Raw genomic sequence first — 14,837 nt, 5'->3', positions numbered from 1 at the left:
ATTCATAGCTGCTTGCCCCCAAGCGCCAGGTCGATGCCGTCGCCACAATGGCGTGGATTTGCGGCCAAGGTTAGAGCGCGCTATCTGGAAGGAAGAAAACATTTCCCGGGGAGGTACGGATGGCTTCACGCTATCACGAGGTCTATGAAGGCTGGAAGCGCGACCCGGAGCGCTTCTGGGCGGACGCGGCTAGCGGCATCGACTGGTATTCGCCCTGGGACAAGGTGTTCGACGCCGCGGCCGGCGTCTATGGCCGCTGGTTCACCGGCGCCACCTGCAACACCTGCTACAACGCCATCGACCGCCATGTCGCGGGCGGGCGCGCCGATCAGATCGCGCTGATCCATGACAGCGCCATCACAGGAATGGTCAGGAAGTTCACCTATGCCGAGCTGAAGCGCGAGGTAGTTGCACTCACCTCTGTGCTGAAGAATCGCGGCATCGGCAAGGGCGACCGCGTCATCATCTACATGCCGATGGTGGCCGAGGCGGCCATCGCCATGCTCGCCTGCGCCCGCATCGGCGCGGTGCATTCGGTGGTCTTCGGCGGCTTTGCCTCGCATGAGCTTGCCACCCGCATCGACGATGCCAGGCCGAAGCTGATCATTTCGGCATCCTGCGGCCTGGAGCCGGGCCGCGTCGTTGCCTACAAGCCGTTGCTCGACAAGGCGATAGAGATCTCCCGCCATAAGCCGGACGCCTGCCTGATCCTGCAGCGCGACCAGTTGCGCTGCGAGATGAAGGAGCATTTCGACATCGACTATGCCGATGCGGTCGCCCGCGAACGGGCAGCGGGCGCCAATGTCGATTGCGTGCCGGTGCTGGCCACCGATCCGCTCTACATCATCTACACATCGGGCACGACCGGCCAGCCCAAGGGCATCGTGCGCGACAATGGCGGCCACATGGTCGCGCTGAAATGGACGATGGAAAACGAGTTCGGCGTCAAGCCGGGCGAGGTGTTCTGGGCGGCGTCCGATGTCGGCTGGGTGGTCGGCCATTCCTACATCGTCTACGGACCGCTGCTGCATGGCTGCACCAGCATCCTGTTCGAGGGCAAGCCTGTCGGCACGCCCGATGCCGGCACCTACTGGCGGGAGATAGCGGAGCATGGCGTGGTCGCGCTGTTCACCGCGCCGACCGCATTCCGCGCCATCAAGGGGCAGGACCCGAAGGGCGAGTTCATTGCCAAACACGACCTCTCGAAATTCCGCACGCTGTTTCTTGCCGGCGAGCGCGCCGACCCGGAAACCATCAAATGGGCGGAGCAGAAGCTAGGTGTGCCTGTGGTCGACCATTGGTGGCAAACCGAGACCGGCTCGCCGATGACGATCAATCCCGCCGGCCTTGGCCTGTTGCCGGTGAAATACGGCTCGCCCGGCGTGCCGATGCCCGGCTACGACATCCGCGTGCTCGACGATGCTGGCCATCAGGTGCCTCGCGGCACACTGGGCAATGTGGTGGTCAAACTGCCGCTGCCGGCCGGCTGCCTGCCGACGCTGTGGCATGCCGACGCACGGTTCCGCCAAGCCTATCTCGACGAGTTCCCCGGCTTCTACAAGACGGCGGATGCCGGTATGGTCGACGACGACGGCTATCTCTACGTCATGGCCCGCACCGACGACATCATCAATGTCGCCGGCCACCGGCTCTCCACCGGCGCCATGGAAGAGGTGCTTTCGGCCCATCCCGATGTCGCCGAATGCGCGGTCATCGGCATTGCCGACGCCATGAAGGGCCAGGTTCCGCTGGGCTTCGTGGTGTTGAACGCAGGTGTAACCCGCGATGTCGGCTCCATCGAGAACGAGGTGGTCGGCCTGGTGCGCGAACGCATCGGCCCGGTAGCCGCCTTCAAGACGGTGGTGACGATCAAGCGCCTGCCCAAGACGCGTTCGGGCAAGATCCTGCGCGGCACCATGCAGAAGATCGCCGACAAGGAAGAATGGACCATGCCGGCGACGATCGACGATCCGATCATCCTCGAGGAGATCACCAAGGCCCTGAAGGACCGTGGGATCGGCCTTTGAGCGGCTGAAGGCTTTGGCTTGTCGAGGCCGCTTTTCGGATCGACGAGCAATCTTTTATTGTGCAACGCAGCAATGCGCCCTACAGTGCTTGCGGGGGGCCATCGACACAGGTCGCATGGCTCAAAAGAAGATTACATTTGGCGGCGTCGACATCCTGCGCTTTCTCGCCGCCCTCATGGTCATGGTTTACCACTATGGCTTCTGGGTGTGGGCGTATCCGGACGGTGTTTCGGCGCGCGCGACGGGCGGCGTTCCCCCGCAGCCGGCAATAGGCGCCTGGGTCGAATCCGGCTGGGTCGGCGTCCAGATCTTCTTCGTCATCAGCGGTTTCGTCATCGCCTTCAGCGCCGAAAGGTCGACACCCCTACAGTTTTTCGAAGCAAGGGTGAAACGGCTGGCGCCGGCGGTTTGGATCTGCGCACCGGTCACGGCGGTGGTGCTGCTGCTTGTCGGCCTCAGTTGGCCGACCGATGCCGTTATCAGGCTCCTACGCACCGGCCTGTTCGTTCCGTACGCGCCTTGGGTGGACAGCGTCTACTGGACGCTGGGCATCGAGATCGCCTTCTATGCTATCGTCTGGATCTTACTCAGCCTTGGCCGCTTCCATCTGATGGAGATTGTGGCCGTCGCCATCGGCTTGGTCAGCACGCTGTTTTGGTGCCTGTATTACCCGCTCGGCTGGGCCGATCTTGCCGAAACACGCACGCTCGCCCTGCTTCTGGTGCATCACGGCGTTTTCTTCGCCACCGGCGTCATGCTGTGGCTGATGCGCTTCAAGGCGGTGACAGGCGCCCGACTTGCCTTCTGCGCCCTGTTCCTGGCCGGTGGTGTGCTGCAGATCGCCAGTTCGGTCGACGTTCATATCCTGAAGGTCGGGCGGGATATGCCGTTCGCGCCGCCGATCCTCATCTTCCTCATCGGCATCGCGCTGATGGCATGGTCGCTGCGGCTCGACCTTTCCTGGAGCGGCTGGCGCCGGATCGGCCTGATGACCTATCCGCTCTACCTGCTGCACGATGTCGTCGGCGCGGCCCTGCTCGGCATCCTGGTCCGCGCCGGTCTGCCACATCTGTTCTCGATGGCGGTCGTCGGCGCGACGATGATCGCGGCAAGCTGGCTGGTGGCGATCGAGGCCGAACCACGCATCCGGCTGCTGCTCGACCACACCGTTTTCCGTTATCGGCTCAAGGCAGCCTGACGACGATCCGGCATTACCGGCCCAACGGCCGACGTAAAGCATGTCGCGCCTGAGCGGATTCAGGCTTTGTTTCCACACAGGCCGTTCTTCCAAAACCGAGCTCATTTTTGGGCGACATGCATTGGCGGTCCCAACCCGGCGTGGTTGCATTTTCCACGATTGCGGAATTCTCCGTTTCGGGCAAGATATCAGGCGCTTATGCCTTCCGCATGAGAGTTCGCCTCGAGACGCCGCACGTGACCCTGTTCCAGCGAAAACCCCGCATCGCGGCGCGTCCGCGCCTGGATATCGACATGCAGGATGCCGTTGTCTACGCGATCGGCGACGTGCATGGCTGCTACAAGGAACTCCGCGCCCTGGAGCAGAACATCCTGCTCGATTCGCTGCGCTTCCAGAGCCGCAAGATCATCGTCATGCTTGGCGACTACATCGACCGGGGGCTCCAGTCGGCGCGGGTGCTCGATCACCTTCTGGCGCCGGCGCCGAAAGGGTTTCAGCGCATTTGTCTTGCGGGCAACCACGAAGTGGCCATGCTGAACTATCTCGACGGACATTTGTCGCGCGAGCCCTGGCTGGCGACGGGCGGCCTGCAAACCCTGTTTTCCTACGGCATCGATCCGGCGCGCCTCACCAGCCTCTACGGGAGCAGCGCGCAGATCGACAGGCGCATAAGGGAGATCATTCCAGAGGATCACGTCAGCTTCCTACGCGGGCTGCCGATCATGGTCCGTTCGCGGAAGTTCGTGTTTGTCCACGCCGGCATCAGGCCCGGCGTCGACCTTGCGGCGCAAACCGACCACGACCTAATTACCATCCGTTCGGACTTCTTCGAGGCAACACACCTGCTCGACCGCTGGGTGGTGCACGGGCATACGCCGGTGGATGTCCCGAAGCTCGAAGGGCGCCGGCTCGGCATCGACACAGCCGCCTTCCAGAGCGGACGCCTGACCGCCGTCAGGATCGCCGACAAGCAAGGCAGGCTGATCTTCTCCTGACGCATCGATGTTCAGGTGTGCTGACCTGAAGATCGATACACCTCAAAGTGGCCCCACGCGCGCAATGACCGATGTCAGACCGGCGCCTTGCCGCGCACTTCCGACTTTTCCAGATAGTAGCTCGAATATTTATCGAAGAACTTTTCCGAGCCACCGAACGATCCGTATTTGGCCAGTTTCTTCAAATCGACCTTGTTCAGCACCGCGCCGACGATCTTGTTGGCGACATAGGGTTCGGATTCCAGCATCGACCTGACCATCGCGCGAGGCGTGCGCCCCCACTCGGTGACCAGGACAAACCCGTCGACCAAGGGGGCGAAGGCCTTGGCGTCGACCACCGGTCCGAGCGGCGGCAGATCGACGACGATGTATTCGAACGTCTCCTTGGCGTTCTCGATGAAGCGCCGCATGCCGGCCGAGGAGAGAAGTTCGCTGGTATGCGAGAAGTGACCGCGCAGCACCGCCGGGATGATCGCCAGCTTCGTCTGCCTGTCGATCTTGCCGACAGACTGCCAAGTCTGGCCGCTGACAACCGCTTCCATCAAACCCTGCTCGGCTTCCATGCCAAGGCCCCGGCTGAGGCCGGGATTGCGCAAGTCGCCGTCGATCAGCAGCGTCTTGGCGCCATTGGCGGCAAGCAAGCCCGCGAGATTTGCCGCGACCGTCGACTTGCCCTCGCCGGGAAGCACCGAGATAATGCCGATGACGCGGCTGCCTTGCCCTTCCATCACGACGTCGAAGGCGATCTTGGCGCTGCGCAGCGTTTCGGAGAACATCGAGGCTGGAGAATCGATGCTGACCCGCATGCGCGCCCGCCTTTCGGCCGCCGACAGCGATTGAGTGGTCTTAGCGTCCACCTGGGTATCGCCCGGCTTTTCTTCCTTGCCGAGCTTGCCGCCGATCGTCGGCAGATAGCCGAGGAATTTCAGGTTGACGCGGTCGCGCACGTCCTCGCCGGTCCTGAAGAAGCGTTCATTGAACTCGTTCAGCCCACCAAAGCCGGCGCCCATCAGCAGGCCAAGCACCAGCGAAAGTCCGAGCACGACGATGGTGCGCGGGCTTGACGCGGCAAACGGCATCGAGGCGTCCGAGATGATGCGGATTTTGCCGACCGGGAAGGATTGCTGCTGCGCGGCTTCCTCGTAACGACCCAGGAATGTTTGATAGAGCGTGGTGAGCGCCGTCGCCTGCTGATCGAGTTCACGCAGCTTGACTTGCGTCTGGTTGTCGACGGAACTCTTGCCTTGCGCGGCCGCGACGTTGGCCCTGAGCGCGGTCTCGCGTGCCTGCGCCACCTCATATTCGTTGCGATAGCTTTCGGTCAGCTGCTTCAGCTCGCCGAAAATCTGCGTCGATATGTCGGCCTTCTCCTTGGAGAGAGCCACCGCCTGCGGGTGCTCGGGGCCGAAATTCGCCTCGACGTCCTGCAGCCGCTTGGCCACTGTGAGGTAGCGGGTCTTGAGCGCCGATATGACCGAACTGCTTGGCTGGTCGCTCGATATGGCGGCATCTTTGAAGGCGTTTTCGGAGCCGCTGTCGACAATGGCCTTGTACTGCTGGTAGCGGGCGCTGGCGCGTGCGGTGTCGGCCTGCGCCACGATAAGCTGGGCGTTGAGGTCGGAAAGCTGCTTGTCGCTCATCAGCTGGCCATCGCTGTTGGCGGCCAGCCCATGTTCGGCCCTGAATTTCTCAACCGCGAGCGAAGCTGCCTGCGAACTCTGGCGCAGCTCCGTCAACCGGCCCTGCAGCCACACCGCAGCCCGCTCGGTGGCATCGAAGCTCGCATCGAGCTGATCGGCGAGATAGGCATCGGCATAGGCCTTGGTGATGGCGTTTGCCAAGGCCGGATCCGTCGCCTGATAGCCGAGCGCGATGACGTAGCTTCGGCCGACGCGTTCCGCCCGGATCTCGTTCTGCAGCTTGAGGATAGCGTAGTCGCGGCGCGACGTGGCGATCAGCGCATCGCGGGCGGAGGGGTCGAGCTTGCTGAAGTCGGCGCCACCCGGAAGGGAAGGGCTGGGGCGGACATACTGGATCACGCTGCGGATGAGGCCTATGCCTTGGGCAAGCGCCGACTGGGGCGGATTCATGAACGTGTCGTTCTGGTCGAGCTTCAGCTTGTCGACGACCACGGCGGCAAGCCGCGTCGAGGTCAGGATCTCGATCTGGCTCAGGATGGCGGAATCGGTCTGCATGGTTGTCGACGCCGCCGAGATATCGTCGACAATCTTGTTCAAGCCTTCGTCGATCAGCACGCTCGCGACCGACTGATATTTGGGCGGCGTTGTCTGCAAATAGAACAGGCCCAGGAAGAGACCGATGACGGCACACACGGCAACCACCTTGGCCTGCCGTGCGGCCATGCCAAGCAGCCGCTCGATATCGATGAAGTCTTCGCCGTCTCCTGCGTCCGAATTCGGCAATGGCATCCTCTTGTCGAGAGGAAAATTGGCATAATTCATCTTCGGTCCAATTCTAGAGCCGGTCCGTCGCAATGGGCTCTATCTCACTGTTTCAACATGATCTTTTCCGGAAACCGGGACCCACTTTCCGGGATCATGCCTTGGCTTGCAGGCGCCTCGAAGATCGGGAGCATCGCCAGAAGCGAAGCAAGCGTCGTGCCAGACGGCGAGAACCTGCCGGCCCCTCTTCGCCAGCCATCTGACCATGCTCCCGAAAGATGGGCATTATGCGGCTTCTTCCTGGCGTTCATGCGACCGGACGAACTCCTGAAGCATCTCGAAAACCGGACCCTTCATGTCATCGCGCGCCAGCGCGAAGGCGATGTTGGCCTGGATGAACCCTTCCTTGGAACCACAGTCGAACATGCGGCCGAGGAAAGGCTGGGCGAAGAACGGCTGATCCTTCGACAGACGAACCATGGCATCCGTCAACTGGATCTCGTTGCCGGCGCCGCGCTGCTGATTGCCCAGAAGAGCGAAAATCTCGGGCTGCAGGATGTAGCGGCCGTTGATGTAGAAGTTCGACGGCGCATTGGCCGGCGCCGGCTTCTCGACCATGGCCGTCACCTCGAAACCGCCACCGATCTCGGCGCCACGGCCAACGATGCCGTATTTGTTGGTCTCGCTCGGTTCGCAACGCTCGACGGCGATCACGTTGCCGCCCGTGCGCTCATAAAGCTCGACGGTTTCGGCTAGGCATCCGCGCCCGCCGAAGGACACCATGTCCGGCAGCAGCAAGGCAAAGGGCTCGTTGCCGATAACCTCGCGCGCGCACCAGACGGCATGGCCGAGGCCTTGCGGCGATTGCTGGCGGATGAAGCTGGTGGCACCGGCCACAGGCAGCATGCTTTCGAGCGCCTCCAGCTGGGTCTTCTTGCCGGTCTGCTCCAGGGTGCCGATCAATTCCGGATGCAGGTCGAAATAGTCCTCGATCACCGCCTTGTTGCGACCGGTCACGAAGACGATGTGCTCGATGCCCGCTTCGAAGGCCTCGTCCACCGCATATTGCACGACAGGCCTGTCGACCACGGGAAGCATTTCCTTCGGCATCGACTTGGTCGCCGGCAGGAACCGTGTTCCAAGCCCCGCCACCGGTATCACGGCCTTCCTGATTTTCTTCATCGCAAATTCCTTCTGAGGAGATCGACTTCAGTCCATTCACAGGCCACGAAAAATCCCTCCATGTGCCTGCATCTTCACCTCCCCGCCCCAACGGCAAATTGTGCCGCCATTCTTCGCAACCGCACGGCGATCGGCATGCCCATATGCCTGACCGCCGCCGGGTCGCTGAGCGCTGTCCGGATCGCCTTGAGCGGGGACCGCGCCTTGATGTGCTGTACCAGTGACAGAAACGATGCCGCCTTGCGCAGGCTGCGGCCGCGCCGGGCAAACGCGGCTTGCGCAGCCTCATCCATCGCATGGGTTTGAGCGAACTCGGCATCTGCCTGGCTCATCGCTTCGACGTGGTGAAGCTCGAGCACGCGCGAGATGGAGCCGCTGCGGATATGATAGGCATAGCCGATATCAGGCTCGACCACGCATTTGCCACCCCTGGCCAGGGCTTCGGCAAATAGGACGTAGTCTTCGCCGATCCTCAGCTTTTCGTCGTAGCGAAGCCGGTTTTCGTTCAGGAACTCGCGCTGGAAGATCGGCTTGAGATAGCCGAGGTTGAACTTGGATTCGAAGACAACGTTGCCGGCGATGTAGGTGGCCAGCGAAATCTCGCGCAAGCCTTCCAGATACTGCCGCGGAAACATCGCGTCCTCGATGACGCCATCTTCGCGAACGACCTGCAGATTGTCGACGGCGATCTGGGCATCCGCGCTTTCGGCACGAGCGATCATGGCCGCGAGCCGGCCGGGAAAGACCGCGTCGTCGGAATCGAGAACCGCGATCCATCTGCCTCGGGCGGCGTCGAGGCCGGCATTCCTGGCGCCGCCGGGGCCGCGGTTGCTGGCCAGGGCGACGACACGGACGATATCCCCTGGATAGGCCCGCGCCACGTCGAGCGTAGCATCGCGCGACTTGTCGTCGACGACGATGATTTCGACGCTGACACCCTTCTGGGCGATGGCGCTGGCAATCGCCCGATCAAGGGTCGCCTCGGCGTTGTAGGCGGCAATGACGAAGGAAACATCGGGGACAGAGCTGACGTCAGACTGCACGCTTGCCTCCCTCCTGTGGCGACGGCTGGCCATAGAGGCGGATTTCGCGGATGCCGACGAGGCCGCTGACGACACCGACATGCATAATGCCGCGCAGCACGCTGCGGTTCCTGCGGACCGGACTGACGACGACCGGAAGTGCCGAGGCGAAGCAATAGATGGCCTTTGCCGAGGCCAGGCCGACCTGCTTGACCAGGCCGATGCCGCTGGCGCTGCTGCCCAGGAGATGGCCATGCGTCTGGCCGACGCGGAAGCGGCGGCGGCCGAGCCAGTCGAATGCCGCCCTGGAGCGCGGCACCACTTCGTCGACCCAGGCCTCGGGCGAGAACGCGATGCGGCCGCCCGCCTTGTGCATCTGATCGAAGAATTCGGTGTCCTCGCCGCCGGTCTGGCCACGCGCCAGGCTGAAGCGGCGGCCGCGCAGGCTATCCGAGCCCATCCGCAGCAGAACATTGCAGGTGTAGCCGGTGCGGATCTCGCCGCGCACCCAGACGGGCAAGGTCGAATGGAAATCGCCGCGCCGCATCCAGTCCGGCGCATCTGGGCGATAGCGCGCCCTGACCGGGCCGAGCACGACGGCGACACCGCTTTGCTGCGCCATCACGACCAGTTCGGCGAGCCATTGATGCGTGGCCGTCTCGTCGTCATCGATGAAGGCGACGAAATCCGCTGTGCTCGCATCGAGGCAGGCATTGCGGGCGATCGAGATGTTGCGCGCCGGGGCATGCCGATAGTGGATCGGCACCGTCAATTCCCGCGACAGCGCCGCCACCAGGTCACGGGCCGTCGGGGTGTCGTCATTGTCGGCGACGATAATGCGGATATCGAATCCCGCCGGCATCTCCATGGCGTCGAGCGAGCGCAGCGTGTCAGCCAGCTCCGGCCGGCGGAACGTGCAGACGCCGATGTCGATGCTGCGGTTCTTTGTCGACACTGCCATCAGGCCACTCCGCGTCGCGAGCCGAGGCCGAGAAGCTGCAGCCAGAAGCCAACCGACCAGCCAAGATGCATGACCATGGCCGAGACACCGGCCAGCGCAACGTCAGCCTTGCGCTGGCGGATAGCCGTCACCAGTCCGTAGCCCAGGCACACCGACGCCCACAGCAGCAGCGGCACCGCCGCCAGCCAGTGCACGCAGGAGAAGGCCGCCAGCAGCACCACCGGGAACACCAGCAGCGGCACCATCTGCCTTACCTTCGGGATGACGCGATGCTTCAGCACATTCTTGGCACGCCCGCGACCGTAGCCGAGATACTGGAAATAGAGGCCTGAGAGCGAGGCGCGCGGATAGTAGACCATCTGCGTCTTGCCGCTCATCCAGATCTTGTAGCCGGCCTTGCGCAGGCGGTAATCGAGCTCGGCGTCCTCGTTATGGCTGAACGCTTCGTCGTAGCCGCCGACGGCGCCGAACGCCGATATCCGCATCAGTGCATGATGGCCGTGATCGATCCACTGTCCCTGCGAAAGATGCCGATGCTTCGAGCCGCCGGTGCCGAGCTTGGAGTTCTGCGCCGCGGCGGCCGCCTTCTGCACGGCACCGCTGCCGCTGGTCAGCATCGAAACGACGACCGAATCCGCTGATGTAGCCAGGGCTTCCTCGACCAGCCGGTCGCAATAATCGTCGGGATAACCGCCATGCGCATCGATGCGGATGAGATAGTCGGCACCATCGCCGAAGGTACCGACGGCGAGATTGATCGCCGCGCTCTGGATGCGCCGCTTGTTGTGGAGCAGGATGACCCGCGGGTCCTTGGCAATCACGTCCTCGACGATGGAAAGCGTGCCGTCGGTGCTGCCGCCGTCGGCGACGATGATCCGGGCGCCAAGCCGGGCGGCCGCGGGCCGCAATTGATCGAGCAGCGCACCGATATGGGCGGCTTCGTTCAGGCACGGGATAACGATCAGGCTGGATGAGGGTTTTTCCGTCGGCGTCATCAACCTCTGTCCATCTTGCCTCTGTCCATCCTTGGCCATCCTATGCCAATGCCTCGGCGGCAAAGGAGCCGGGCACGGCCGTCAGGCTGCGCAGCCGCTCGACAAGCGCCCGGCAATCGCTGCGATCGTAGCTCCAGGTCCTCGGATTGCGTGCCAGAACACGCCCTTTCAGCCTGGCGAAGCGATGCTCTTCCATCTTGCCGAGCACGGCTTCGAGCGCTTCGGGCGACGCCTGCGGCAACAGCACGCCGATATCCTGCTGTTTAAGGAACCGCCCGGTCTCGGTGTTGCCCATCGAGATCGGCACCGCTCCGAAACGGCAGCCTTCGTAGAGCCGGTTGGGCAGAAGCCATTCGGAGTTCTGCCCCGCTTCGAAGAAATCGATCGCCCAGGAAAAATGGACATCGTTGTAGATCGCCGCCATGTCTTCCGGATTGCGGTAGGGCCCGAGAAACGACAGCCACGGCTCGGCTTCGACAAAGCCGTGAAAGTCAGGGAATTCCGACAAAGCCGGACGTCCGCGCAGCACGATTTCAAAGCGGCCCTCCATGCGGCGGGAGAAATCGGCCAGCAGCTCGAGCGAGCGGCGGCAGCGCAGCGCACCGAACCAGCCGATCCGCCATGGCGGACCGGCCGGGCTCTCTTCAGCCTCCGGTGCGCCGGGCAAGATCGTCGCGGCCTCGAAATATTTGTTTTCGACCAGCTCGATGGGTGCCGCGACCTGGCCGAACGGCTTGAAATAATTGGCGATAAAGGCAGGAGAACTGGTCACCAGCAGCTTCACATCCCTGGCCAGAAAGCGTTCGGTGGCGCGCAGCGCCTTGCCCAGGACATCGTTGCGCAGCACAAGCCGATGAATGTCGAGGCACTCGTATACGATCGGGACCGATGCACCGAAGGCTGACCTGGCGCGGCGGGCAAGCGCCAGCATTTCCAGGTTGCGCGCGATGATGAGATCCGGTTTTGGCATGCCGCCAAGCTTCGGGCCTATCGAAACGGCTGCTTTGGCGACGGCCGCGAGGCGTTGGCCGAATCGCCCGTCACGCGTCGCGCCGAGGTCGATCGGCCGCAGTCCCTCGATATCCGCAATCGGATTCGCGGTGCGACGGAAGCCGGCCAAAGTGACCTGGGCCCCACCTGCCCTGAGCATCGTGATCCGCCGGCGCACCGCCGGGTCGGAAACGTCGTGCACAAGGTACAAGACATGCAGCATAAAAACTCGACCGCTGTTGGCCCACCCGAGGGAATGCTAGTACAGCTCTTGCTGCATCGCAACATTTTTGCTGCACGCATCGACGTTTTCTGTTGCACTGCAAAATTATTGCCGTAGTTTGTGGTCGGCGGCGGTCGTGGATTTCGGGCTCGGAAATCCACGTAAAAAATCAGGAATCCTGAATTTGGAAGCCAATGCATTCGATCCGCCAGAAGGCTCCTTGCGCAAATCGGTTGGGCGCGGCGCGGTTGTCACGGCCATGGCGCAATCGGTGCGGGTCGCGACACAGATCCTGTCCGTCATCGTGCTGTCGCGGTTATTGTCGCCACAGGATTTCGGTGTCGTGGCGATGTGCGCGCCGGTGCTTGCCTTTATCGCCCTGTTCCAGGATTTCGGCCTGACCCAGGCGACGATCCAGAAATCAGGCATCCGGCATGAGGAGGTGAACTACCTCTTCTGGATCAATGTCGCCGTCAGCGCTATCCTGGCTTGCGTGCTTGCGGGTGCGGCGCCGCTGGTTGCTGCCTTCTACGGCGAGCCGCGCGTGACGGGCCTGGTGGCTGCGTTCGGGCTGCAGATCATGGCCTATGGGCTGGGCGCCCAGCATCTGGCGCTCTTGACACGCCGCATGCAGTTCGGCCGGCTGGCCGTCATCGACGTCGCCAGCGCCATTGCCGGGCTTGCGGTGTCGATCGCCTGGACCTTTATCGATCGCTCCTATTGGGCCCTGTTTGCCGGTACGCTGACCGGTGCCGTGTTGCCGACGCTCTGCTATTGGGCGAGCTCGCGCTGGCGTCCGGGCCTGCCGCGCAAGGTCGCCGGCATCGGCGAGCTGATCAATTTCGGCGCCGGCATCACCGGCTTCAACTTCGCCAATTTCTTTGCCCGCAACCTCGACAATGTGCTGATCGGCAAATATTGGGGCGAGGCGCAACTCGGCCTCTATGACCGCGCCTACAAGCTGCTTCTGTTTCCGTTGAGCCAGATCACCAACCCGCTGTCGAAGGTGATGGTTCCGGCGCTTTCCAGGCTTAAGGACGAGCCGGATCGCTACCGCAGCGCCTATCTGCGCGTCATGCCGCTGATCCTTCTGGTGGCGCTTCCCGGCGTCGCCTTCGCCACCGCGATGTCGGATGTGCTGATCCCCTTCGTGCTCGGCGAGCAATGGCGCGCAAGCGCCTCGATTTTCCTGGCGCTCGGCTTTGCCGGGCTGCTGCAGCCGCTCAACAATCCGGCCGGGTGGCTTTTCGTCAGCCAGGGCCGCTCCGGCGATTTCATGCGCTGGGGCATCATAACGGCCGTGACGTCGGTGCTGGCTTTCATGCTCGGCCTGCCCTATGGCGCGCTGGGCGTGGCGATCGCCTATGCGATCAGCGAATATCTGCGGACGCCGTTCCTGTGGCTTTATGTCGGCAGGAGCGGGCCGCTGCAGGCGCACCATGTGCTTCGCGCGGCAACGCCGGTCGTGCTTGGCGCCCATCTGGCGCTGGCCGTGATCTGGTTCATCAAGCCCCTGCTGCCCCAGCAGCATGTCGTCGCCCTGGCCAGCGGCGCCGTGCTCTCCTACCTCATCACCATCGTCATCGCACTGGCATTCGCCTCCGGCCGCGAAGCCTTGCGCGAGGCCCTCAAGATGCTGCCGGCAAGGCTGCCTGCGGCGGCGGCGCGCGAAGCGCAATAATTTGGGCGTCTTCGACTGCTACGGACATCTCCTCCAGGACCAGGTCTGAACCATGCACTACCGATCGATCTCCGATATGAACGACGCCATCGTCAGGGGCCTGCACCGGCTGCCGCGCGATATCGACCTCGTGGTCGGTGTGCCGAGAAGCGGCGTTTTGGCAGCGACGCTGGTCAGCCTTGCCGCGAACATCCCGATGACCGATCTCGACAGCTTCCTGGCAGGTCGGATCTATACGTCTGGCGTCACCAAGGGCCGTGCCGCTCTCGACCGCAAGGTTTCCGAGATGCGCAAGGTGCTGGTGATCGACGACAGCGTCGCCGGCGGCAACGCCATGCGCGACGCACGCGCCCGCATCCAGGCTTCGGGCATCGAGGCGGAGTTCACCTTTGCCGCCGTGTTCGGCCTTGAGCCCCAGCACCAGGAAACCGACCTCGTCTTCGAAGTCGTGCCGCATCCGCGCATGTTCCAGTGGAACTTCATGCATCATAAATTCCTGGCGCAATGCTGCGTCGATATTGACGGCGTGCTGTGCCTCGATCCGACAGAGGCGGAAAACGACGACGGCCCGGCCTATGAGAAATTCCTCAGCGAAGCGCGGCCGCTCCATGTCGCGACCCACAGGATCGGCTGGCTGGTCACCAGCCGGCTGGAGAAATACCGCGCGCTCACCGAGGCATGGCTCGCCAAGCATGAGATCAAATACGACCAGTTGATCATGCTCGATCTGCCGAGCAAGGCGGAACGGCAACGGCTCGGCGCGCATGGCAGTTTCAAGGCCGACTTCTACCGCAAGTCCGATGCCATCCTGTTCATCGAGAGCGAGCACGAACAGGCGCTGAGGATCACCGAACTGTCAGGCAAGCCGGTGCTGTGCGTGGAAACGCATATGGTCAGCTTTCCCAACACGCTGTCGCTGCCGGCACTTGGTCAGGCGGCCAGGAACCTGCCGGCAAGGCTGCGGCAGATCAAGTCGCAAGAGGGCCGCAAGAGCGCTGCCAAGACCATTGCCCGCGCCCTGCTTGGCGCCCGCGGCTACGAGACGCTGAAAAGCCGGGTCAAACGCCCGGCCTGACCTGCTCAGGCGGCGCCGTTAGGGCAATTCCAGGAAAAGTGTGAACGGTTTTCCCGGGAAAAGCGCATAGCGCTTTCCCTTGGGAA

General features: G+C 63.1%; 11 protein-coding genes. 5 read left to right on the top strand and 6 right to left on the bottom strand.

What is annotated here, in order from left to right:
• Positions 1-119 precede the first annotated feature (119 nt).
• The 3 genes from EOA19_RS04835 to EOA19_RS04825 all read left to right on the top strand — a co-directional run bounded on the left by EOA19_RS04835 (position 120) and on the right by EOA19_RS04825 (position 4,220).
• The gene (locus tag EOA19_RS04835) at positions 120-2,027 is read left to right on the top strand and encodes a propionyl-CoA synthetase (protein ID WP_128302871.1); all 1,908 of its coding nucleotides are present in this window, start codon (positions 120-122) and stop codon (positions 2,025-2,027) included.
• A 115-nt stretch (positions 2,028-2,142) separates the two neighbouring features.
• On the top strand, positions 2,143-3,225 hold the full coding sequence (locus EOA19_RS04830; protein WP_023811604.1) for an acyltransferase: 1,083 nt from the start codon (positions 2,143-2,145) through the stop codon (positions 3,223-3,225).
• A gap of 140 nt (positions 3,226-3,365) precedes the next feature.
• Positions 3,366-4,220, top strand: coding sequence for a metallophosphoesterase family protein (locus tag EOA19_RS04825; protein WP_348625592.1), 855 nt, complete (start codon positions 3,366-3,368; stop codon positions 4,218-4,220).
• 74 nt (positions 4,221-4,294) lie between these two features.
• Here the strand turns inward: EOA19_RS04825 and EOA19_RS04820 are convergent, their stop codons facing one another.
• From EOA19_RS04820 to EOA19_RS04795, 6 genes are all read right to left on the bottom strand, one after another.
• Positions 4,295-6,682 (bottom strand): polysaccharide biosynthesis tyrosine autokinase, encoded by a 2,388-nt coding sequence (locus tag EOA19_RS04820; protein ID WP_128302870.1) that lies wholly within the window; start codon positions 6,680-6,682, stop codon positions 4,295-4,297.
• Between the two features lie 225 nt (positions 6,683-6,907).
• On the bottom strand, positions 6,908-7,804 hold the full coding sequence (locus EOA19_RS04815) for a UTP--glucose-1-phosphate uridylyltransferase (protein WP_013528099.1): 897 nt from the start codon (positions 7,802-7,804) through the stop codon (positions 6,908-6,910).
• A 74-nt stretch (positions 7,805-7,878) separates the two neighbouring features.
• Complete coding sequence (locus tag EOA19_RS04810; protein ID WP_128302869.1) at positions 7,879-8,847, bottom strand: glycosyltransferase family 2 protein; 969 nt, start codon at positions 8,845-8,847, stop codon at positions 7,879-7,881.
• Positions 8,837-9,787 (bottom strand): glycosyltransferase family 2 protein, encoded by a 951-nt coding sequence (locus tag EOA19_RS04805; RefSeq protein WP_128302868.1) that lies wholly within the window; start codon positions 9,785-9,787, stop codon positions 8,837-8,839. The genes EOA19_RS04810 and EOA19_RS04805 overlap by 11 nt, the downstream gene beginning before the upstream one ends.
• The gene (locus tag EOA19_RS04800; RefSeq protein ID WP_128302867.1) at positions 9,787-10,782 is read right to left on the bottom strand and encodes a glycosyltransferase family 2 protein; all 996 of its coding nucleotides are present in this window, start codon (positions 10,780-10,782) and stop codon (positions 9,787-9,789) included. The genes EOA19_RS04805 and EOA19_RS04800 overlap by 1 nt, the downstream gene beginning before the upstream one ends.
• A 40-nt stretch (positions 10,783-10,822) precedes the next feature.
• On the bottom strand, positions 10,823-11,995 hold the full coding sequence (locus EOA19_RS04795; RefSeq protein ID WP_128302866.1) for a glycosyltransferase: 1,173 nt from the start codon (positions 11,993-11,995) through the stop codon (positions 10,823-10,825).
• Positions 11,996-12,179: 184 nt separating this feature from the next.
• On the opposite strand from EOA19_RS04795, the gene EOA19_RS04790 reads away from it, so the two are divergent.
• Positions 12,180-13,676, top strand: coding sequence for a lipopolysaccharide biosynthesis protein (locus EOA19_RS04790; RefSeq protein WP_128302865.1), 1,497 nt, complete (start codon positions 12,180-12,182; stop codon positions 13,674-13,676).
• 52 nt (positions 13,677-13,728) lie between these two features.
• Positions 13,729-14,751: a phosphoribosyltransferase family protein gene (locus EOA19_RS04785; protein ID WP_128302864.1), complete on the top strand. Its 1,023-nt coding sequence runs from the start codon at positions 13,729-13,731 to the stop codon at positions 14,749-14,751.
• The last annotated feature ends 86 nt before the right edge of the window (positions 14,752-14,837 follow it).

The sequence above is a fragment of the Mesorhizobium sp. M7A.F.Ca.US.010.02.1.1 genome, assembly GCF_004023085.1.
Classification (GTDB): domain Bacteria; phylum Pseudomonadota; class Alphaproteobacteria; order Rhizobiales; family Rhizobiaceae; genus Mesorhizobium.
Note: the sequence above shows the minus strand (reverse complement) of the source record. Positions and strands in the feature narration are given on the sequence as shown.